Annotated in this window: 19 protein-coding genes; 1 reads left to right on the forward strand and 18 read right to left on the reverse strand. The window is 74.6% G+C overall.

Features of this window, described 5'->3' with window-relative positions; all coding sequences use genetic code 11:
- Positions 1 to 137 precede the first annotated feature (137 nt).
- Positions 138 to 2,732, forward strand: coding sequence for an alpha/beta hydrolase (locus EXE57_RS02880; RefSeq protein WP_135073837.1), 2,595 nt, complete (start codon positions 138 to 140; stop codon positions 2,730 to 2,732).
- Between the two features lie 4 nt (positions 2,733 to 2,736).
- Here the strand turns inward: EXE57_RS02880 and EXE57_RS02885 are convergent, their stop codons facing one another.
- From EXE57_RS02885 to EXE57_RS02970, 18 genes are all read right to left on the reverse strand, one after another.
- On the reverse strand, positions 2,737 to 3,705 hold the full coding sequence (locus tag EXE57_RS02885; protein WP_135073839.1) for a hypothetical protein: 969 nt from the start codon (positions 3,703 to 3,705) through the stop codon (positions 2,737 to 2,739).
- A 125-nt stretch (positions 3,706 to 3,830) separates the two neighbouring features.
- Positions 3,831 to 5,195, reverse strand: coding sequence for an RsmB/NOP family class I SAM-dependent RNA methyltransferase (locus tag EXE57_RS02890; RefSeq protein WP_135073840.1), 1,365 nt, complete (start codon positions 5,193 to 5,195; stop codon positions 3,831 to 3,833).
- The gene (locus EXE57_RS02895) at positions 5,185 to 5,604 is read right to left on the reverse strand and encodes an MmcQ/YjbR family DNA-binding protein (RefSeq protein WP_135073841.1); all 420 of its coding nucleotides are present in this window, start codon (positions 5,602 to 5,604) and stop codon (positions 5,185 to 5,187) included. Before EXE57_RS02895 ends, EXE57_RS02890 begins: the two co-directional genes overlap by 11 nt.
- A 21-nt stretch (positions 5,605 to 5,625) precedes the next feature.
- Complete coding sequence (locus EXE57_RS02900) at positions 5,626 to 7,167, reverse strand: OFA family MFS transporter (RefSeq protein ID WP_208542946.1); 1,542 nt, start codon at positions 7,165 to 7,167, stop codon at positions 5,626 to 5,628.
- Positions 7,168 to 7,233: 66 nt separating this feature from the next.
- Positions 7,234 to 8,160: a methionyl-tRNA formyltransferase gene (fmt, locus tag EXE57_RS02905; RefSeq protein WP_135073843.1), complete on the reverse strand. Its 927-nt coding sequence runs from the start codon at positions 8,158 to 8,160 to the stop codon at positions 7,234 to 7,236.
- Positions 8,160 to 8,705 (reverse strand): peptide deformylase, encoded by a 546-nt coding sequence (gene def, locus EXE57_RS02910; protein ID WP_135073845.1) that lies wholly within the window; start codon positions 8,703 to 8,705, stop codon positions 8,160 to 8,162. Before def ends, fmt begins: the two co-directional genes overlap by 1 nt.
- A 23-nt stretch (positions 8,706 to 8,728) precedes the next feature.
- The gene (locus EXE57_RS02915) at positions 8,729 to 9,223 is read right to left on the reverse strand and encodes a hypothetical protein (RefSeq protein WP_167305796.1); all 495 of its coding nucleotides are present in this window, start codon (positions 9,221 to 9,223) and stop codon (positions 8,729 to 8,731) included.
- On the reverse strand, positions 9,220 to 11,235 hold the full coding sequence (locus EXE57_RS02920) for a primosomal protein N' (RefSeq protein ID WP_135073849.1): 2,016 nt from the start codon (positions 11,233 to 11,235) through the stop codon (positions 9,220 to 9,222). The genes EXE57_RS02915 and EXE57_RS02920 overlap by 4 nt, the downstream gene beginning before the upstream one ends.
- Before the next feature lie 137 nt (positions 11,236 to 11,372).
- On the reverse strand, positions 11,373 to 12,575 hold the full coding sequence (metK, locus tag EXE57_RS02925) for a methionine adenosyltransferase (RefSeq protein ID WP_135073851.1): 1,203 nt from the start codon (positions 12,573 to 12,575) through the stop codon (positions 11,373 to 11,375).
- A 73-nt stretch (positions 12,576 to 12,648) separates the two neighbouring features.
- Positions 12,649 to 13,860 (reverse strand): bifunctional phosphopantothenoylcysteine decarboxylase/phosphopantothenate--cysteine ligase CoaBC, encoded by a 1,212-nt coding sequence (coaBC, locus tag EXE57_RS02930; protein WP_135073853.1) that lies wholly within the window; start codon positions 13,858 to 13,860, stop codon positions 12,649 to 12,651.
- Between the two features lie 4 nt (positions 13,861 to 13,864).
- On the reverse strand, positions 13,865 to 14,209 hold the full coding sequence (rpoZ, locus tag EXE57_RS02935; protein WP_135073856.1) for a DNA-directed RNA polymerase subunit omega: 345 nt from the start codon (positions 14,207 to 14,209) through the stop codon (positions 13,865 to 13,867).
- 29 nt (positions 14,210 to 14,238) lie between these two features.
- Entirely contained in the window at positions 14,239 to 14,829 is a 591-nt protein-coding gene (gmk, locus tag EXE57_RS02940; protein ID WP_135073857.1) for a guanylate kinase, read from the reverse strand.
- A complete protein-coding gene (gene mihF / locus EXE57_RS02945) occupies positions 14,822 to 15,157 on the reverse strand; it encodes an integration host factor, actinobacterial type (protein WP_135073859.1) in 336 nt (111 codons plus the stop codon). The genes gmk and mihF overlap by 8 nt, the downstream gene beginning before the upstream one ends.
- 105 nt (positions 15,158 to 15,262) lie before the next feature.
- On the reverse strand, positions 15,263 to 15,700 hold the full coding sequence (locus tag EXE57_RS02950) for a hypothetical protein (RefSeq protein ID WP_135073861.1): 438 nt from the start codon (positions 15,698 to 15,700) through the stop codon (positions 15,263 to 15,265).
- Entirely contained in the window at positions 15,697 to 16,530 is an 834-nt protein-coding gene (gene pyrF / locus EXE57_RS02955; protein ID WP_135073863.1) for an orotidine-5'-phosphate decarboxylase, read from the reverse strand. Before pyrF ends, EXE57_RS02950 begins: the two co-directional genes overlap by 4 nt.
- A complete protein-coding gene (locus tag EXE57_RS02960) occupies positions 16,527 to 17,348 on the reverse strand; it encodes a nitronate monooxygenase (protein WP_135073865.1) in 822 nt (273 codons plus the stop codon). Before EXE57_RS02960 ends, pyrF begins: the two co-directional genes overlap by 4 nt.
- Positions 17,345 to 18,178: an iron-sulfur cluster-binding protein gene (locus tag EXE57_RS02965; protein WP_167305797.1), complete on the reverse strand. Its 834-nt coding sequence runs from the start codon at positions 18,176 to 18,178 to the stop codon at positions 17,345 to 17,347. The genes EXE57_RS02960 and EXE57_RS02965 overlap by 4 nt, the downstream gene beginning before the upstream one ends.
- On the reverse strand, positions 18,175 to 19,206 hold the full coding sequence (locus tag EXE57_RS02970; RefSeq protein WP_135073867.1) for a quinone-dependent dihydroorotate dehydrogenase: 1,032 nt from the start codon (positions 19,204 to 19,206) through the stop codon (positions 18,175 to 18,177). The genes EXE57_RS02965 and EXE57_RS02970 overlap by 4 nt, the downstream gene beginning before the upstream one ends.

Raw genomic sequence — 19,206 nt, forward strand, 5'->3', positions numbered from 1 at the left:
AGGACCCTGACGAGCACGGTGGCGGCCCTGGTCGCCCTGCTGGTGGTCGCACCGCTCGGCGCCGCCGCCGACCCCGCCCCCGGGAGCCCGGTCCGGCGTCGCCGCGGGCGGCCGGCGGCCTCGCGGAGGGGTGGAGCGTGGTGCCTGCCGCCGCCGGCTGGGTCGCCACCTGGACCTCGCCCGGCCCGCTGCCCCTCACCGGAGCCACTCCCGTCGTGGTGCGCGACGGCGTCCCGGTCGGGACGGTGACGCTCACCCGCGACAGCGTCAGCGTCACCACGGCCCGACGGCCGGACCCCCGGACCCTCGACGTGCTGCTGGGCGAGCGGGTGCTCGACCGCTCGGACGACCCGGACGCCGGCCTGCGCGGGCCCGTCCCGGCCGCGGCTCCCCCGCTCGACCTCGGGCCGGCGTACGACGTGGACCCCGGCGTCGCCGGTCCGTACGCCACGGTCACGGAGGAGTACGACGAGGGGACCCTCCCCTTCCCCGGGTTCCCGTCCCCGATGGAGGTTCGCGGCCACGTCGTCCGCCCGGCCGACGGTGAGGTCGCCGGGGACCGGCCGCTGGTGCTGTTCCTCCACGGGCGGCACTCCGTGTGCTACTCCCCCGACGGGGGCGGTGGCGGTGGCTGGCCGTGCGGTCCCGACGAGCTCCCGATCCCCAGCCACCTCGGCTACGACTACCTGCAGCAGACCCTGGCGAGCCAGGGCTTCGTCACCGTGTCGATCGACGCCAACGCGATCAACGGCCTGGACTACCGCAGCGCCGACGGCGGCGCCGACGCCCGGAGCCTGCTGGTCCGTCACCACCTCGACCTCTGGGCGGGCTGGTCGGCCTCGGGCACGTACGCCGTGGACACCGACAACGTCGTGCTGGTCGGCCACAGCCGGGGCGGCGAGGGGGTCAACCGCGCTGCCCAGGACCTCGGCAGCGATCCCGACATCACCCTCAGCGGGCTGGTCTACATCGCGCCGACCAACTTCGCGACGCAGACCGCGTCCTACCTGCCGGCGGTGACGCTCCTGCCCGGCTGCGACGGCGACGTCTCCGACCTGCAGGGCCAGTCCTTCGTCGACGTGGCCCGCGACGTCACCACCGACGACACCGCGCTCAAGTCCTCGGTGCTGATCCCCTACGCCAACCACAACTACTTCAACACCGAGTGGACGCCGGGCCTCTCGCAAGCGCCGTCGTGGGACGACAGCTACGGCGAGGGCGTCTGCGGCCGCGGCACCCCGACACGGCTCACCAAGCGGGAGCAGCAGGCCGCGGGGACGGCGTACGTCGGCGGCGCGGTGTGGCTGATGACCGGGCACGAGCCCGACGCCCTCGACCTCTTCGACGGCACGCTCGGCCACGTCGCCTCCACCGGCGACAACCCGGCCCGCAGCCACGCTGTCAACGGCGGCCGCGCGATGCGTGCGCTCGGGGGACGGGGCACCAGCGCCGCCACGCCGACGCCCGCGGTCGACGCGAGCGCCCGCGTCTGCGTGGCCGCCTCCGGCCAGGGAGCGGCCGGCTGCGGGGGACGGAGCAGGCTGTCCTCCCCCTCGTGGGCGAGCTGGCCCTCGCCGGGCCAGCAGCTCTCCCGGCAGCTCCACCTCACGTGGGACCAGACGGGCGGGTCCGGCGGGCTGGCGTTCGGCACCCCGCTCGACCTCACCGCCTCGCCCGCGCTCGACCTCCGCGTCATCAGCGACGTCCGCGAGGGGCGCAGCGCGGTCCGGGTGCGGGTCTCCGACGCCGACGGTCGTTCCGTGGAGGTCGACCCGCTCGACGGCCGACGCCTCGACCGCTTCGGTGCCACCACCGACCGCAGGACCGCGGTCGGCTACGCCCAGAGCATCCGGGTGCCCACGCAAGCGCTCACGGGCATCGACCCGAGCCGGGTCACCGAGGTGGAGCTGGTCGGCGCCAGTCCCACCGGCGGCCTGTTCCTGCTCGACGTCGCCGCGGTGCCGGCCACGCTCCCGCCGCCACCGTCGCAGCGGATCCCGACGATCGAGATGGGCAGGTTGACCGTCCCCGAGGGTGACGGCGACGGCACCGAGCAGGTGGACGTGCCCTTCACCGTGCACGGCACGCTGACCCGCCCGGCCGTCTTCGCGGTGACGGTGATGGACCCCGAGGCCTGGCTCGAGCAGCCGGAGCCCCAGCTGGTGCAGCTGGCGCCGGGTGAGGCGGGCGGCACGCTGGCGGTCACCTACGAGTCCGACACCCGTGACGACGTACGCCTGCGGTCGCTGCTGCTCGACGCCCGGCCGGTGAGCGACGTGATGCCCAGCTCCAGCCTCGGCGAGCTGCGGATCCGCGACGACGACCCGACGCCCACCCTCACGCTGGAGCCGGCGGCGCGCACCATCACCGAGGGTGAGCGCGCCGCGTGGGTGATCCGCGCCTCGGCGGCCTCCGACCGCTACTACTCCCTGCAGCTGCGCTTCGTCGAGGCGCCGGGCCAGGACGTGGCCGAGGTCGGCGACCTGAACGCCCGGTGGGCGATGCGGCACTTCGGCCCCGTGCCGCCCGGGCGCGAGCTCGGTGGCTACCGCACCCGGATCCCCACCTTCCTCGCGGCCGGCCGGCTGACCAGGCGGGTCCGGATCCCGGTACGGACCGACGGCGTGCGGGAAGGGGTGGAGGTGATCCGGGCCGAGGTCCGCGGCGTCTACTCCAGCCGCAGGCTCGGCGTGATCGGCACCGAGACGATCCGGGTGCGCGACGCCCGGTGAGGGCTCAGTCGCCCTGCCGGGTCACCCGTACCTCGACGGCCGGCGACCAGGTGGCGTCCGCGTAGCCGGTCGCCGGCATGAACCAGCGGTAGGCGGTGGTCCGGCCCGGGGAGACGGTTGCGACGACCCGACCGTCGGGGCCGGCCGGGTCGACCTCCCGGACGGGCGCGAAGTCGGCAGCGCCCTCCGGGCGGGCCTCCAGCCGCAGCGGCGCCCCGGTCGCTCGCTGCCCGGAGTCGATCGTCGAGCCCGTGAGGACGACCTCGGCTCCCTCGGCGACCCGGTCGGCCGAGGCCCCGATCGTCGTCGTCACCGGCACGCCCTCGAGGTCGTAGGTGGTCACGCTGCCCGGGTCGCCGACGCTGATGGCGTCCACCGCGAACCCGGCCCCGTCGCAGCCGAAGCCGGACAGCAGGTAGCCCGGCCCGTCGCCGTGCTCGGCCGTGAAGGCGTCGACCGTGGCGGCGCCCTCGCTCCCGAGCGACTCGCCGGTCGCGGCGACGTGCCTGGTCCACGTGAAGGTTGCGGCTGCGGGCTCGACCTGCTGCCAGCTGCCCGCGGTGGCGCCGAGGTCGGCGCGGCCCACCCAGACCTCGCCGTCCTCGAGCTCGCTCGAGACGTACCAGACGTGGGCGACGCCCTGCCCGCCCGAGACCGGCCGGACCCACCAGGACCAGGTGGCGTCGGCGACGGACCCGACCCGGCCGACCGGCCCGGATGCCGTGCCACCGCCGGCGAGCGCCAGGCGTGTGGCCCGCGCTCCCAGCGGCGCGGCCTCCTCGAGACCGATCGTGGCCCGCGGGCCGCCGACCGCAGGCGTGAACAGGTCGTCGCAGCCGAACCAGCTGAGGTAGGTGTCACCGCTGGGGAAGCTGGTCCCGGGCACCACGACGACCTCGTCGGCGTGGGCCGGCGTCGACAGCGGCAGCAGGCCCGCGAGGGCCAGCAGGACCGTGGTGGTGACGCGTCGCATCGCTACCTCCCCGTCGGCCCGCCGAGCCGGGCCGCACGTCCTTCATTGCACCGCAGGGCTCAGGACCGTGTCCATGGCGGGCCCGGGATCCTCACGGAGTCTTCAGGCACCCGTCGACCCACTGGTCACACCCGTCGCACCAGCCCCAGGAACATCGCATCGGTGGCGTGCCGGTGGGGCCAGAGCTGCACCGTTCCCGGGAGCGGACCCTCGGCGTCGGGCAGGTCCAGCGGCACCGGCTCCAGCCGTGCGTCCGGGCGCTCGGCCAGGACCGCCTCGAGCACCCCCACCGTCTCGGCGACGACGGGCGAGCAGGTCGCGTAGAGCACGACGCCACCGCGGCGCACGCTGTCGAGGGCGGAGGCGAGCAGCGACCGCTGGAGCGGCACCAGGTCCTCGACGTCGCCCGGCTGGCGACGCCAGCGTGACTCGGGTCGGCGCCGGAGGGCGCCCAGACCGGAGCACGGTGCGTCGACGAGCACCCGGTCGAAGGTCCCGGGGCGCCACGCCGGGGTGGTCCCGTCCGCGGTGAGGATGCCGGTGACGCCGTCGGCTCCGGCCAGCGCGCGGGCCACCAGCGCCGCCCGGTGCGGCTGCCGCTCGGCGGCCACCAGGGAGGACCCGGCCTGCGCTGCGAGGGCCGCCAGCAGCGCGGCCTTGCCGCCCGGGCCGGCGCAGAGGTCGAGCCACCGCCCGTCCTCCCCGTCCACCGGGGCGGCGGCCAGGGCCAGCGCGACCAGCTGCGACCCCTCGTCCTGCACGCCGGCCCGCCCCTCGGCCACCGCGGGGACCGAGCCGGGGTCGCCGCCGGGCAGCACGACGCCGTACGGCGAGAGCACGGTGGGCTCCCCCGGCAGCTCGGCGACCTCGGCCCGGCCCGGCCGCGCCACGAGCACCACGGACGGCGAGGCGTTGTCGGCGACCAGCAGCCTCTCGAGCTCGTCGCGCCGGGGACCGAGCGCCAGGGCGAGCTCCTCGACGACCCAGCGGGGATGGCTGTGGGCGACCGCGGCGTGCCCGACCGGGTCCGCGGTCGCGTCCGGCGCCACCCTGGCGACCCAGGTCGCGAGGTCGTGGGCGGCGACCTTGCGGAGCACGGCGTTGACCAGGCCCGCCGAGCGGGGGCCGGTCCGGGTCCGGGCCAGGTCGACGGTGGCGCTCACCGCGGCGTGCGTGCCCACTCGCATGGACAGCAGCTGGTGGGTCCCCAGCCGCAGCACGTCACGGATCCGGCCCTGCACCCGGCCGCGGTCGAGGCACGCGTCGACCACGGCGTCGTAGGTTCCCTGGCGCCTCAGCGTCCCGCTGGCCAGCTCGGTGGCGAAGGCGGCGTCGCGCCCCGAGAGCCGGTGCTTCGCGAGCACCTGCGGCAGCACCAGGTTGGCGTAGGCGTCCTCGGTGCGGACGGCGCGCAGCACGTCGTACGCCGCGAGCCGGGCGGGGTCGGCCGTGGTGCGGGACGGGCGCCGCCCGCCCGCCTCAGCCGTCATCGCCGAGGTGCTCCCGCACCAGCCGCTTCGGGGCGCGCCGGGCCCACGCGTCGGTGATGATGCCGTGGAGCTCGTCGACGTCGACCTCGCCGAGCCGCGACAGCCGGACGAGCACGGCGTCGGTGTTCCGGAAGTGGTCGATCGTGAAGAACGGCGTGGTCCCGTCCTCGACCAGCGCCTGCTTCTCGACCGCCGTGGGCGTGGTGATCACGATCAGGTCGTCGTACATCTCGCCCGTCTCGGCGTCGACCGCGGTGGGGTGGGGCATCCGGTAGAGCAGGAAGCCCTTGCCCTTCTCACCGCGCGGGACCTTCCAGGTCGGCCGGTCGCCCCACGAGATGCCGAGCTCGGTCTCCGGGAGCTCCCCGCAGATCCGGTCGACGTCCTCCGGGGTCGCTGGCCTGCCCATGCGCTCAGGCTAGCGAGGCCCTCAGAAGAGGTTGAGCGCGGTGACCAGGGTCTGCGAGACGCCGTACAGCAGCAGCGCGCCCACGACACCCCACGACAGCACCAGCCGCACGCGGGTGCTGGACGGGCTGAGCTCCGCCTCGGCGTCGAGACCGGCCTGCCGGTCGGTCTCGGCCTGGGCGTGGCGGTCGGTGAGGTCCTCGTGGTACTTCGCGTCGACCGGCCGGATCAGCAGGTTGGCGACGAAGCCCACCGCCAGCACGCCCACCATCGTGAAGAGCGCGGGCCGGTAGGCGTCGGCGGTGAGCGTGCCCGCACCGCCGGCGCGGTCGAGGAAGCCGTTGATGATGAGTGGGCCCGCCACACCGGCCGCCGCCCAGGCCGTCAGCAGCCGGCCGTGGATGGCACCGACCTGGAAGACGCCGAAGAGGTCGCGCAGGTAGGCCGGCACGGTCGCGAACCCGCCGCCGTAGAAGGAGATGATGATCGCCGCGATGAGCACGAAGACCGCCATGGTCGTCGACCCGCTGAGCGCCAGGAAGACGTAGAGCACCATCCCGACGCCGAGGTAGACCATGTAGATCGGCTTGCGGCCGATGTAGTCCGAGGTGCTGGACCACACGAACCGGCCCGCCATGTTGAACAGCGACAGCAGTCCGACGAAGCCGCCGGCGGCAGCCACGGTCACCGCGGACGCGCCCCCGACCCCGTCTCGGAAGAAGTCCTGGATCATCGGGGCGGCCTGCTCGAGGATGCCGATGCCGGCCGTGACGTTGCAGAACAGCACGGTCCAGAGCAGCCAGAACTGCGGCGTACGCAGGGCGTTGGCGGCCGAGACGTCGGCGTCGGTGACGAGCGGCTTCTCCTTGACCTGGGCGGGGTCGAAGCCATCGGGCTTCCAGCCCGGCGGGGGCACCCGGATGTTGGCGACGCCGATCATCATGATCAGGAAGTAGAGGACCCCGAGGCTGACGAACAGCCCGGTGAGCGCTCCTCCGTCGGCGAGCGACGCCGCGTCGGCCGGGTCGTAGTCGCTGTCGAAGAAGCCCATCAGCTGGCGCGAGGCCGGCGAGGCGACCATCGCCCCGCCGCCGAAGCCCATGATGGCCATGCCGGTCGCGAGCCCGGGCCGGTCGGGGAACCACTTGATGAGCGTCGACACCGGTGAGATGTAGCCGATGCCGAGGCCGATGCCGCCGATCACGCCGTAGCCGAGGTAGAGCAGCCAGAGCTGACCGGTCGCGATGCCGGCCGCGCCGACGAGGAAGCCCGACGCCCAGCAGCAGGCGGCGGTGAACATCGCCTTGCGGGGGCCGACCCGGTCGACCCAGGTGCCGAACAGTGCGGCCGACAGCCCCAGCATCACGATCGCGATCGAGAACACGAACCCGATCGAGGTCTGCGAGGTGCCGAAGTGCTCGACCATCGAGTTCTTGTAGACGCTCGTGGCGTACGCCTGGCCGATGCACAGGTGGGCGGCGAGGGCCGCCGGTGGGATCAGCCAGCGGTTGTAGGTGTGCGGGGCGACGGTGTGCTCGCGGTCGAGCACGCTCATCACGGCCATGGGTACCTCCCGAGACGGTCCAAGGTTCAACGAGCCGCCGTCACCCTAACCCACGGGTGACCCGGGTCACGCGAAGCGGGCGCCGGACTCCAGGCGTACACCGCGGGCCCAGTCGGCTGCCGGCATCTCCTTCTTGCCGAACGCCTTCACCTGTCCGAGCCGGACCGGCACCGTCGAGGTCCCGACGAGGACCGCCCGCTTGGTGACCTCGAGCTCCCCCGGCGGCAGGCCGGCGTGGCCGGGCTCGGGCACGACCGGGCCGAGCTTGATCCGCTCCCCCTCGTGGGTCGACCAGGCGCCCGGCGCCGGGGTGCAGGCCCGCACCAGGCGGTCGACCGCGGCGGCGGCGTGGTTCCAGTCCACCCGGGCGTCGTCGACGGTGATCTTGGGGGCGAGGCTGAGGCCGTCGACGGGCTGCTCGCGGGCCTCGATGCTGCCGTCCTCGATACCGTCGAGGGTGGCGACCAGCAGGCCGGCGCCGCCCTCGGCCAGCCGGGCGAGCAGGTCGCCGGCGGTGTCGGTCGGCCGGATCGTCTCGGTCATCACGCCGAAGGTCGGACCCGCGTCCATCGCCTTCACGATCCGGAACGTCGTCGCTCCCGTGACCTCGTCGCCGGCCCACAGCGCGTGCTGCACGGGGGCGGCGCCGCGCCACGCGGGCAGCACGGAGAAGTGGAGGTTGACCCAGCCGTGCGGCGGGATGTCGAGCGCGCTCTGAGGCAGCAGTGCGCCGTACGCCACCACGGGACAGCAGTCCGGCGCGAGCGCGCGCAGCGCGGCCTGGAAGTCGGGGTCCCGGGGGTGCTCGGGCTTGAGGACGGGTACGCCCAGCTCCTCGGCACGCTGGGCGACCGGGCTGGCGACCAGCTTGCGCCCCCGCCCCGCAGCGGCGTCGGGCCGGGTGACGACCCCGACCAGGTCGTGGTCGCTCGCAGCGATCGCGTCGAGCGACGGGACCGCGACCTCGGGGGTGCCGGCGAAGACGAGGCGCATCAGAACCCCAGCCCGTGCGTGGCGTGGGGGCTCACCTTCACGGTGGGCTTCTCCAGGCCGAACCAGTCCGACTCGCGGATCGCCTTCATCGCCGCCTTGCGCGTCTCGCCGTCGAGCCGGTCGACGAAGAGCACCCCGTCGAGGTGGTCGGTCTCGTGCTGGATCGCGCGGGCCAGCAGTGCACTGCCCTCGACGGTCACCGGCTCGCCGTACATGTCGCGGCCACGGGCGACGACCGAGAGCGCGCGGCGGCACTCGAAGGTGAGCTCCGGGATCGAGAGGCAGCCCTCGAGGCCCTCCTGCTGCTCCTCGGAGAGGTCGAGGACCGGGTTGACGAGGTGGCCGACCTCGCCGTCGACGTACCACGTGAAGACGCGGAGGCCGACGCCGATCTGGGGCGCGGCGAGACCGGCGCCAGGTGCGGCCAGCATGGTGTCGGTGAGGTCGGAGACGAGGGTGCGGAGCTCGCGGTCGAAGTCGACGACCTCGACGGCGGGCTTGCGCAGCACGGGGTCGCCGAAGAGGCGGATGGGTTGGATGGCCACCGGGCGAGTCTAGTGAGGGCGGCTCACGAGGTGGTGGTGGCGTCCGGACGCGTGGCCGCGGCGGCCGGCAGCTCGGCGAGTGCCCGTTGGAGGGTGGTGCGGACGGCCACCCGTGTGGTGCCGAGGAGGTGCACCTCGGAGCCGCCCGGCGCGGACCGCAGGACCGCCAGCACGGCGGCGTGCTCCCGGAAGAGCAGGAACAGCAGGCCGAGCCGGAACAGCAGCACGGCCGGGACGAGGGTCCAAGGCTGCGCGCGACGGACCGAGAGGGTCCAGGTCGCGGGGCCACCGGCGTGGAGCTCGGTCGACGGCAGGTCGCTGAGCAGGCGGGCGAGCGGGATCTCGAGGGCCGTGGGTTCCACGGCGACGTGGTGGACCTCGTCGACCCTGACCCACTGACCTGGACGCGCGAAGCGCAGCACCAGGATCGCCGCCACGACGACCGCCCCCGCGACGACGAGCTCGACGCCCCCGATCCCGAACATGGCGGCAGCCTGGGCGACCTGCGCCGGGGTCACAGGGAGAAAGGGTCGACCTGCACCCGGACCGCCTCGAGCTTGCGGGCCGAGCGGAGCCGCTGCACCTCGCCGAGCGCGCCCGACAGGGCAGCGCCGAGTCGGCGCGGCACCCGGACCACCGCGCGGACCTCGTCCTCGTCGTCTCCGACGGGGACGGGCCCGAGGACCTCGGTCCCCTCCGGGCCCGAGAAGAGCGTCAGCATGTCGTCGACCGCCCCCGGCGTGCCGATGATCGTGGCCATCCGGGACGCCGGCGGCAGGTGCGCCTCGGAGCGCTGGGCCGCCTCCCGCTCGGCGAAGCCCGCGGGGTCCCAGCGGACCAGTGCCTGGAGGGCGGGGTGCTCGGCCGGCCCGACGGCGACCACGTGTCCCCCGGGCCGCACCAGCCCGGCCGCGTTGGCCCACCGGCGCAACGCCTCCTCATCGGTCCGCAGCTCGGCGCGGGCGAGGGGCAGCCAGCAGTCGAGCAGCACCACCGCGGCGTAGCCGACCGCGGCGAGGGGCTCGGCCCCGGGCGTGGCCACGACGAGGGCGGGCCGGTCGGGCACCGTCGCGCGGACCTGGTCGCCGCCGGAGACCAGCACCGGGAGCCCCGGGAACGAGCGGCCGAGCTCCTCGGCGGTACGGGCTCCGCCGAGGACCGGAGCACGCAGCCCCCGGTGACCGCACTCCCCGCAGGCCCAGTCGCGCGCCTGCTGGCCGCACCAGCGGCAGCGGGGCGGGTCGGTGGGGCCCGAGAGCTGCAGCGGGCCGGTGCAGGCGGCGCAGCGCGCGGGGGTCCGGCACCGCTCGCAGGCCAGGCTGGGGAGGTAGCCCGCACGCGGCGACTGGACGAGGACCGGGCCCTCGGCGGTCGCCGAGCGCAGCACGTCGTAGGCGGCGCGCGGGACGCGGGCGCCGTGCTCCCGCTCCCCCGCCTCGACGACGGACACCCGGGCCCGCGCTCGGAGCACCTCCCGCGGGGAGGTGATCTCACGGGCCCAGCCGGTCCGGAGCAGCTGCTGGGCCTCGACCGTGCGTGCGAAGCCGCCCACCAGCACCCCGCACCCTTGGAGGTCGGCACGCAGCAGCAGCACCTCACGAGCGTGGGGGTAGGGGGCGCGGGGCTCGGCGTGGAGGTCGTCGCCGTCGTCCCAGATCGCCACTAGCCCGAGGTCGCGGACGGGCGCGAACGCAGCCGCGCGGGTCCCGAGGACGATCCGGCGGGCGCCCCGGGAGACGGCCAGGAAGTCGCGGTAGCGGGCGGCCGGGCCGGCATCGGCGGTGAGCACGACGTGGTGCCCCTCGCCGAGCACCTGGGTCAGGGCAGCATCGACCCGGTCGACGTCACGCCGGTCGGGCACGACCAGGAGCGACCCACGGCCCGAGGCGTACGTCGCGGCGGCGGCCTCGGCCAGCGCGGCGGCCCAGTCGGTGGCGGGGGCGGCCGACCAGACCGCCCGCGGGGAGCCGCCGTCGGTCAGGTGGGCCAGGAACGCGGCAGCCGGCTCGTGGCCGGTCCAGGCCTCCCGGGTGGCCGCGGACGCGGTCTCGGGGGCCGGCGCCGACGGCTTCGCCTCGGTGGTGGCGTGACGGGGCGGCACGGCCAGCCGGAGCACGTCGGCCCGCGACCCGGCGTACCGCTCGGCGACGGCGCCGGTGAGGGCGACCACCTCGGGGGCCAGCACCGGCTCCGGGCTGACCACCCGGCGCAACGGGGCGAGCCGACCCGGGTGGTCGGACTCGGCGGCGCGCTCGACGACGTACGCGTCGACGTCCTGGCCGGCGAAGCGCACCTTGACGCGGACCCCCGGCACCGCCGACTCCGCGTCCTTGGCGGGGACGAGGTAGTCGAAGGGGCGGTCGAGGTGGGCCAGGGGAAGGTCGACGAGGACCCGCGCGACCGGGTCACGCTCGGCGGCCTCGACCTCCGCCGCCCGTCGCTTGCGGGTGGCCGCCGCCTTGGCCCGGGAGTCCGCGACCGTCGCCCGGAGGCCGGGCAGCATGTCGGACTCTCCCTCGGGGCTGGGCATGGCTGTTGTCTACCAGCGGGCGGTGACGGACCGGACCTGGTGGGCGAGTCCCTGGGTTCGTCACGGTTGTCTCCGTGACGAACCCGGGGTTTCCCCGGCCGGCCGGGGAAACCACGTCCCCAACCGACAGCCGACCCTCAGACCCCGACCGCCGCCCGCAGCGCGTCCGCGCGGCCGGTCTGCTCCCAGGTGAAGTCCGGGATCTCACGGCCGAAGTGGCCGTACGCCGAGGTCTGCGCATAGATCGGCCGCAGCAGGTCGAGGTCGCGGATGATCGCGGCGGGGCGCAGGTCGAAGACCTCGAGGACCGCGCGCTGGATCTCCTCGTCGGACACCACGCCGGTGCCGAAGGTCTGGATGAAGACGCCCACGGGGGCTGCCTTGCCGATCGCGTACGCGACCTGGGCCTCGCACCGGCGGGCGAGCCCGGCGGCGACGACGTTCTTGGCCACCCACCGCATGGCGTAGGCCGCGGAGCGGTCGACCTTGGACGGGTCCTTGCCCGAGAAGGCGCCGCCGCCGTGGCGGGCCATGCCGCCGTACGTGTCCACGATGATCTTGCGGCCGGTCAGGCCGGCGTCACCCATCGGGCCGCCGACCACGAACTTGCCGGTGGGGTTGACCAGCAGCCGGTAGTCGGCGGAGGGGATGTCGAAGCCCTCGAGCACGGCGTCGATCACGTGCTTCTTGATGTCGCCCTCGAGCGTGGGGTGGTCGATCTCCTCGGCGTGCTGGGTGGAGAGCACGACGGTGTCGACGCGGACGGGGCGGTCCTCGGCGTCGTACTCGATGGTCACCTGGGTCTTGCCGTCGGGGCGGAGGTAGTCGAGCGTGCCGTCCTTGCGGACCTCGGTCAGCCGCTGCGCGAGCCGCTGGGCGATCATGATCGGCAGCGGCATCAGCTCGGGGGTGTCGTCACTGGCGTAGCCGAACATCAGGCCCTGGTCGCCGGCTCCGCGGCGGTCGAGCTCGTCCTCGGAGGACCCGACGCGCGACTCGTGGCCGGCGTCGACGCCGGCGGCGATGTCGATGCTCTGGGCGCCGATCGCGACCTGGACGCCGCAGCTGGTGCCGTCGAAGCCCTTCTCGGAGGAGTCGTAGCCGATCTCGAGGATGGCCGCGCGCACCAGCTCCGCGACGGGCGCGTACGCGTTGGTCCGGACCTCCCCGGCGACCACGACCAGACCGGTCGTGAGGAGCGTCTCGACGGCGGTCCGCAGGTTCTCGCGGTCGGCGTCGTGCTCCATCAGGTAGTCCAGGACGGTGTCGCTGATCCGGTCAGCGATCTTGTCCGGGTGACCCTCGGTCACCGACTCCGAGGTGAAGAGACGTCCAGGCACAGTCGAACTCGCTCTCTGGTCCACGACAGGTGAGGTCCACCCTATCGGGCGACCAGCATGCAAGACGCCGGTCTCAGCCGCCGAATCGTCGCAGGACCTCGTCCCAGACCACGTGGGCGAGGGCCGTCTTGCTCCCCCGGGGTACGTCGACCTCGGCACCGTCGGCCCCGAGGATCACCGCCTGGTTGTCGGCGCTTCCGAACACCGCGCCGCCGCTGACGTCGTTGACCACGAGCAGGTCGCACCCCTTGCGCGCCAGCTTGGCGCGGGCGAGGTCGAGCACCGACCCGGTGTCGTCGCCGGTCTCGGCCGCGAAGCCGACCACCACGGCACCGGGACGCGGCCGGTCGTGGGAGATCTCGGCGAGGACGTCGGGGTTCTGCTCGAGCTCGATCGCCGGGGCGGAGCCGTCACCGGCCTTCTTGATCTTGGCCTCGCTCACCGCCACCGGGCGGAAGTCGGCGGGCGCTGCTGCCATCACGACCGCGTCGGCCGCCGCAGCGGCGCCGACCACGGCGTCGCGCAGCTGGCCGGTGGTCTCCACGCGGACGACCTTGACGCCGGCGGGGTCGGGCAGCTCGACGTTGGCGCTGACCAGCGTGACCTCGGCGCCGCGGGCGACCGCAGCGCGCGCCAGCGCGTACCCCTGCCGACCCGAGGAGCGGTTGCCCAGGTAGCGGACCGGGTCGAGCGGCTCACGGGTGCCGCCGGCCGACACGACGACGTGGCGGCCCACGAGATCAGGGCGCAGGGCGCCCCGCGCCAGCACCTCCAGGCAGGTCTCGAAGATCTCGTCCGGCTCTGGGAGGCGGCCCTTGCCGGTGTCGGCGCCGGTCAACCGGCCCTCGGCGGGCTCGATCACGAGGGTGCCGCGCTCGCGCAGCGTGGCGACGTTGGCGGTGGTGGCGGGGTGCTCCCACATCTCGGTGTGCATCGCCGGCGCGAGGACGACCGGGCACCGGGCCGTGAGCAGCGTGTTGGTGAGCAGGTCGTCGGCGAGGCCGTGGGCGGCCCTCGCCATCAGGTCGGCCGTCGCCGGGGCGACGACGACGAGGTCGGCAGACTGCCCGATCCGGACGTGGGGCACCTCGTGGACGTCGTCCCAGACGCCGGTGTGGACCGGCTTCCCCGAGAGCGCCGACCAGGTGGCGCCGCCGACGAACTGCAGGGCGGCCTCGGTCGGCACCACCGTCACGTCGTGCCCGGACTCGGTGAACAGCCGCAGCAGCTCGCAGGCCTTGTAGGCGGCGATACCGCCGCCCACACCGAGGACGACCGAGGCCACGGGACTACTCGGCGGTGGTGGTGCCCGGGGTGAAGGAGGCCTCCAGCGACGCCTGCTTGCGGGCCTCCTCCTCGGCGGCCAGCTCGGCGGGGTCGACGTCCTCGCAGGTCAGCAGGTCGTCGTTGATCTCGCGCAGCGCGATCGAGAGCGGCTTCTCCTGCACGTGGGTGTCCACGAGCGGGCCGACGTACTCCAGCAGGCCCTCGCCGAGCTGCGAGTAGTAGGCGTTGATCTGGCGGGCACGCTTGGCGCTGTAGAGGACCAGCTTGTACTTGCTGTCGGTCTTGGTGAGCAGCTCGTCGATCGGGGGGTTGGTGACGCCCTCGGCGGCGATGTTGGGTGCAGACACGCGGAAGCCTCGCTGGATCGGTTGAGGGATCAGGAGCGGTCGCGCTCCCGATGAGTTGTCATCAAGGCTACCAACTCCTCCGCAGCAGCGTGAACTTCGTGGTTGACGATCGTCACGTCGAACTCCGGCTCGGCCGCCAGCTCCTCGCGCGCGGTCACGAGCCGCCGCGCCTGGTCCTCGGCGCTCTCGGTGCCCCGGCCGGTCAGCCGGCGGACCAGCTCCTCCCAGGACGGCGGCTTCAGGAACACGAAGAGCGCCTCGGGCATGGTCGCGCGGACCTGCCGGGCGCCCTGGAGGTCGATCTCGAGCAGCGCCGGGCGTCCTTCGGCCAGCGCCTCCTCGACGGGCCGTCGCGGCGTGCCGTAGCGGGCGACCTGGTGGACGGTGGCCCACTCGAGGAGCGCGCCCTCACCGACCATCCGGTCGAAATCGGCGTCGGAGACGAACCGGTAGTGGACGCCGTCGACCTCACCCGGACGCGCCGGGCGGGTGGTCGCCGAGACCGAGATCCAGACCTCGGGGTGCTGCTCGCGGACCGCGGCGGCGACGGTGCCCTTGCCGACCGCGGTGGGCCCGGCGAGCACGACCAGCCGCGACGGTCGCCGGCCGGACTCACTCACGTCCGTCGGACTCCCGCGGGGTGAACTCCCGGTGCAGCGCGGCCACCTGCTTGGCCCCCAGTCCGCGCACCCGGCGGCTCTCCGCGATCCCGAGCCGCTCCATCAGCTGCCGGGCCCGCACCTTGCCGAGGCCGGGCATCGCCTGCAGCAGGTCGAGGACCCGCATCTTGCCGATGACCTCGTTGTGCTCGCCCTCGCTGAGCACGTCCGCGATCGAGGCTCCGGAGTGCTTGAGGCGGTTCTTCACCTCGGCTCGTTCCCGCCGGGAGGCCGCAGCCTTCTCGAGCGCCGCGGCACGCTGTTCGGGTGTGAGGGGAGGCAGTGCCACGGGTCAGTTGTTCCTTTGGAAGGGACGTCGGCGGTCAGCGGCCCAATCTAGTCACGGAGCGAGTCCCGCGGCAATCGGGCGGGCGCGTCGCGGTGGTGCTCTCCCTCACTGGTTCAGGGGAGTGCCGCAGACGTCCCTGGCCTGCTGGTCGACGGCGGCGAAGGCCTCCTCGGTGCGCGGGTCGAGCAGGCCCGCCGCGGCACGCTCGATCGCGGCCCGCTGCTCCTCCGTGACCCCTGCCGGCGGCTTCGCCGGGTCGTACGTCGCAGGGTCGACGCCGGCGTCGGTGAGCGCCTGGTCGAGGTCCTCCAGGGCGTCCACGACGACCGCCCAGTCGTCGCGGATGTCGGACACGGCCGCCTGCTGCAGCTGGCGGTAGGCCGGCAGCGCCCGCAGCAGGGCGTCGGGCTCTCCCCCGGCCAGGATGTCGCTGAGCCGGGTCTGCTGGTCGCGCACCGCCTCGCAGTAGACCTCCTGGTCGCTGCTGCACGCCGCGCCGAGCGGCAGCAGCAACGCCGCCGCTGCCCAGGCGGCACGCCTCACGCGAGCGCCTCGGCGAGCTCGTCGTTGCCGCGGCGTACGGCGTCGGTCATCGCCTGCGGTTCCGGACCGAGCCGCAGCACCTCCCGGGAGGAGCTGGCCAGCACCGCGCCGGCCGCGCTCCCGAAGATCCGGCGCAGGTCGGCCGGGGTGCCGCCCTGGGCGCCGAAGCCGGGTGCGAGCAGCGGGCCGTTGATGGCGAAGGACTCGTCGGTCTCCCCAATGGTCGCGCCGACGACGGCGCCGAAGCTGCCGAGCGGCTCGGCCCCGGCATTGAGCTCGCCCAGCCGGCGCAGCACCCCTCCGGCGACCGTCCCGCCGTCGTCGGCACGCGCGTGCTGCACCTCCGGCCCCTCCTTGTTGGAGGTCAGCGCGAGCACGAAGACGCCGGCGCCGTGGCGGCGGGCCGTGTCGACCATCGGGTCGAGGGAGCCGAAACCGAGGTAGGGGCTGGCGGTGATCGCGTCGGCGGCGAGCGGCGAGGCGGGGTCGAGGTAGGCGTCGGCGTACGCCTGGGTGGTGGACCCGATGTCGCCGCGCTTCACGTCGAGGAGGACCAGGGCGCCTGCCGCACGGGACTCGGCGATGACCCGCTCGAGGACGGCGACGCCGCGGCTGCCGAAGCGCTCGTAGAACGCCGACTGCGGCTTGACGACCGACGCGCTGGGCGCCACCGCCTCGACCACCGTCATCGCGAACCGCTCCAGGCCGGACACGTCGTCAGGGAGCCCCCACTGGGCGAGAAGCCCGGCGTGGGGGTCGATGCCGACGCAGAACTGGCCGCGGGTGGCCAGGGCGTGGTGGACGCGGGCCCCGAAGGTCTCGCTGGTCATGCCTCATCCTCTCCGATCCCGGCGTGCAGCCGGTGGGCGGTCGTGGGGTCGTGGAGCAGGGCGGTGCCGACCTGGACAGCGGTCGCGCCGTTGCGCAGCGCGCTACGGACGTCGTCGACGGTGGCGATCCCACCGCTGGCGACCACGGTCGCCCCCGGAGCGGCAGCCACGACCTCGGTCAGGCAACGCAGCGCCAGCGGCCCGGTCGCGGGCCCGCTCAGCCCCGCCGGCCGTCCGTCTGGCATCGCCGCGGGGAGCGCATTGCCGACGACCACCGCGTCGGCGCCGGCGTCGAGCACCGCCCGAGCCACCTCGGCGACGCGCAGCACGTCGGTGCGCAGCTTGGCCAGGACCGGGGTGCCGCGCGGCAGGTCTCGGTGGACGGCGGCCACGACCGAGGCCGCGTGGAAGGGCTCGCGCGCGTCGAACACGCTGCCGTCCTCGACGTCGGGCGCGGAGAGGTTGACCTCGACGCCGGCGATGCCGGGGGTCCGCCCGAGCCGGCGGGCGAGCTCGCCGTACTCACCGAGCGACCGGCCGACGACCGAGACGAAGACGCGCGCGCCCTCCTGGAGCAGCCACGGGAGCTCGAGGGCGAGGAACTGGTCGATGCCGGGGTTCTGCAGGCCCACGGCGTGGACCAGCCCGGACGGGGTCTCCAGGATCCGCGGTGCGGGGCCGCCCGCGCGGGGCGCGATCGTGATCGACCGGGTGACGAAGCCGCCCAGGTCGGCGAGGGCGCCGTACGCCGCCAGCTCGCGGCCGGTCCCGCCGCAGCCGGAGGCGACCATGACGGGGCTGGTCAGGGCGAGGGTCACGAGGCACCCGCCAGCTGGTCCCAGAGGACCCGGTCACCGCGCAGCACGGGGCCGTCGGCGCAGGCTCGCACCAGCCTCGCCGAGCCGCTCTCGCCCACGACCGGCACCGGGCAGCCGCCGCACAGGCCGGTCGCGCACGTGAGCGGCTGCTCCAACGCCACCTGGCTCCACGCGCCGGCTCGCTCGGCCGCCTGCGCCACGGCGTGGAGGGTCGGGGTGCTGCCGGCGGCGTAGACGACCGCAGCACCCGAGCGCTGCAGCACCTCGTCGACCACGTCGGCGACGCTGCCCCGCTGGCCGACCGTGCCGTCCCGGGTCACCACCGTCACCGACCGGGCCGAGCGGCGGGCCTCCAGCGCCGAGAGCAGGTGGGCCTCGTCCTCCCCCGCGACCAGGAGGCTCACCGCGCAGTCGCGCTCGCGCAGCCGTTCGGCGAGCGGGAACAGCGGAGCCGCGGCGTAGCCCTCCCCCACGAGCAGGCAGGGCACGGTCTCCCGGGGCAGCGAGAACGCCCGGCCGAGCGGCCCGGTGACGGCGAGCCGGGTGCCGGCCGGCTGGGAGACCAGCCACTCGGTGCCGGCCCCGCGCGCCTCCACGACCAGCTCGAGGGTGGCGCCGTAGCCGCCGGTGGTCTTGACCTTGTGGATCCAGAACGCGCGTCGGGCCAGCCGCTCGGGTCCGGTGTCGAGGGCCACGAAGGTCCCCGGGCGGAACCGCTCGGCGATCCCGGGCGCGACCAGGGTCAGGTGGTGGTGGGCGCCGATGCGGCGGCTCGCGAGCAGCTCGCCCGTCACGTGCAGGGGCGTCCGTTCGGGGGCCGGTGCGCTCACGGCAGGCCCCGCAGGATCCGGCGCGGCCAGAGAGGGCCCTCGTAGACGAAGGCGGTGTACGCCTGCAACAGCGTGGCGCCGGCGTCGAGCCTGGCCCTGGCGTCCTCGACGGTGGTGAGTCCGCCGACCCCGATCAGGGTGAGGTCGGGGCCGACCCGCTCCCGCAGCATCCGGACCACCTCGGTGGCCCGCTCTCGCAGCGGCCGACCCGACAGCCCGCCGGCGCCGATCGCGGCCACCGCCGCCGGGTCGCTGCGGAGTCCGTCCCGGGAGATCGTGGTGTTGGTCGCGATCACGCCGTCCAGGCCGCGGTCGAGGGCGAGGTCGGCCACCGCCAGCACGTCGTCGTCGGCCAGGTCGGGCGCGATCTTGACCAGCAGCGGGACCCGGCGCTCGGGTGTCGACCGGTCCGCGGCCGCACGCACGGCGTCGAGCAGCGGCCCGAGCCGCTCGACGGACTGCAGGTCGCGCAGCCCCGGGGTGTTGGGCGAGGAGACGTTGACGACGAGGTAGTCGGCGTACGGCGCCAGCAGCGTGGCGCTCGTGACGTGGTCGGCCTCGACCGCCGCCTGGTCGTCGTCGGGCACGAGCTTGGTCTTGCCGATGTTCACCCCCAGCACCGGCCGGGGCCGGTCGCCGCTGCGCCAGGCGGCCAGCCGCTGCGAGACCACGGCGGCGCCGTCGTTGTTGAAGCCCATCCGGTTGACGACCGCGTGGTCGTCGGGGAGGCGGAAGAGCCGCGGCTTCGGGTTGCCCGGCTGGGGTCGGCCGGTGACGGTCCCGACCTCGACGTGGCCGAAGCCGAGCGCGGCCAGGCCGTCGATCCCGACGGCGTTCTTGTCGAAGCCGGCCGCCAGCCCGAGCGCGTTGGGGAAGGTGATCCCCATCGCGGTGACCGGCCGCCCGGGCCGGGACAACCGCCCGAGCACCGGCCGTGCGGCGCGGACGCCCGCGAACCCGAGGTGGTGGGCGCGCTCGGGGTCGATCCGGGTCAGTGCGTGCCGGAAGAGCAGGTCGTACGCCGTCAT

This window comes from Nocardioides euryhalodurans, from assembly GCF_004564375.1.
In the GTDB taxonomy this organism is placed as follows: domain Bacteria; phylum Actinomycetota; class Actinomycetes; order Propionibacteriales; family Nocardioidaceae; genus Nocardioides; species Nocardioides euryhalodurans.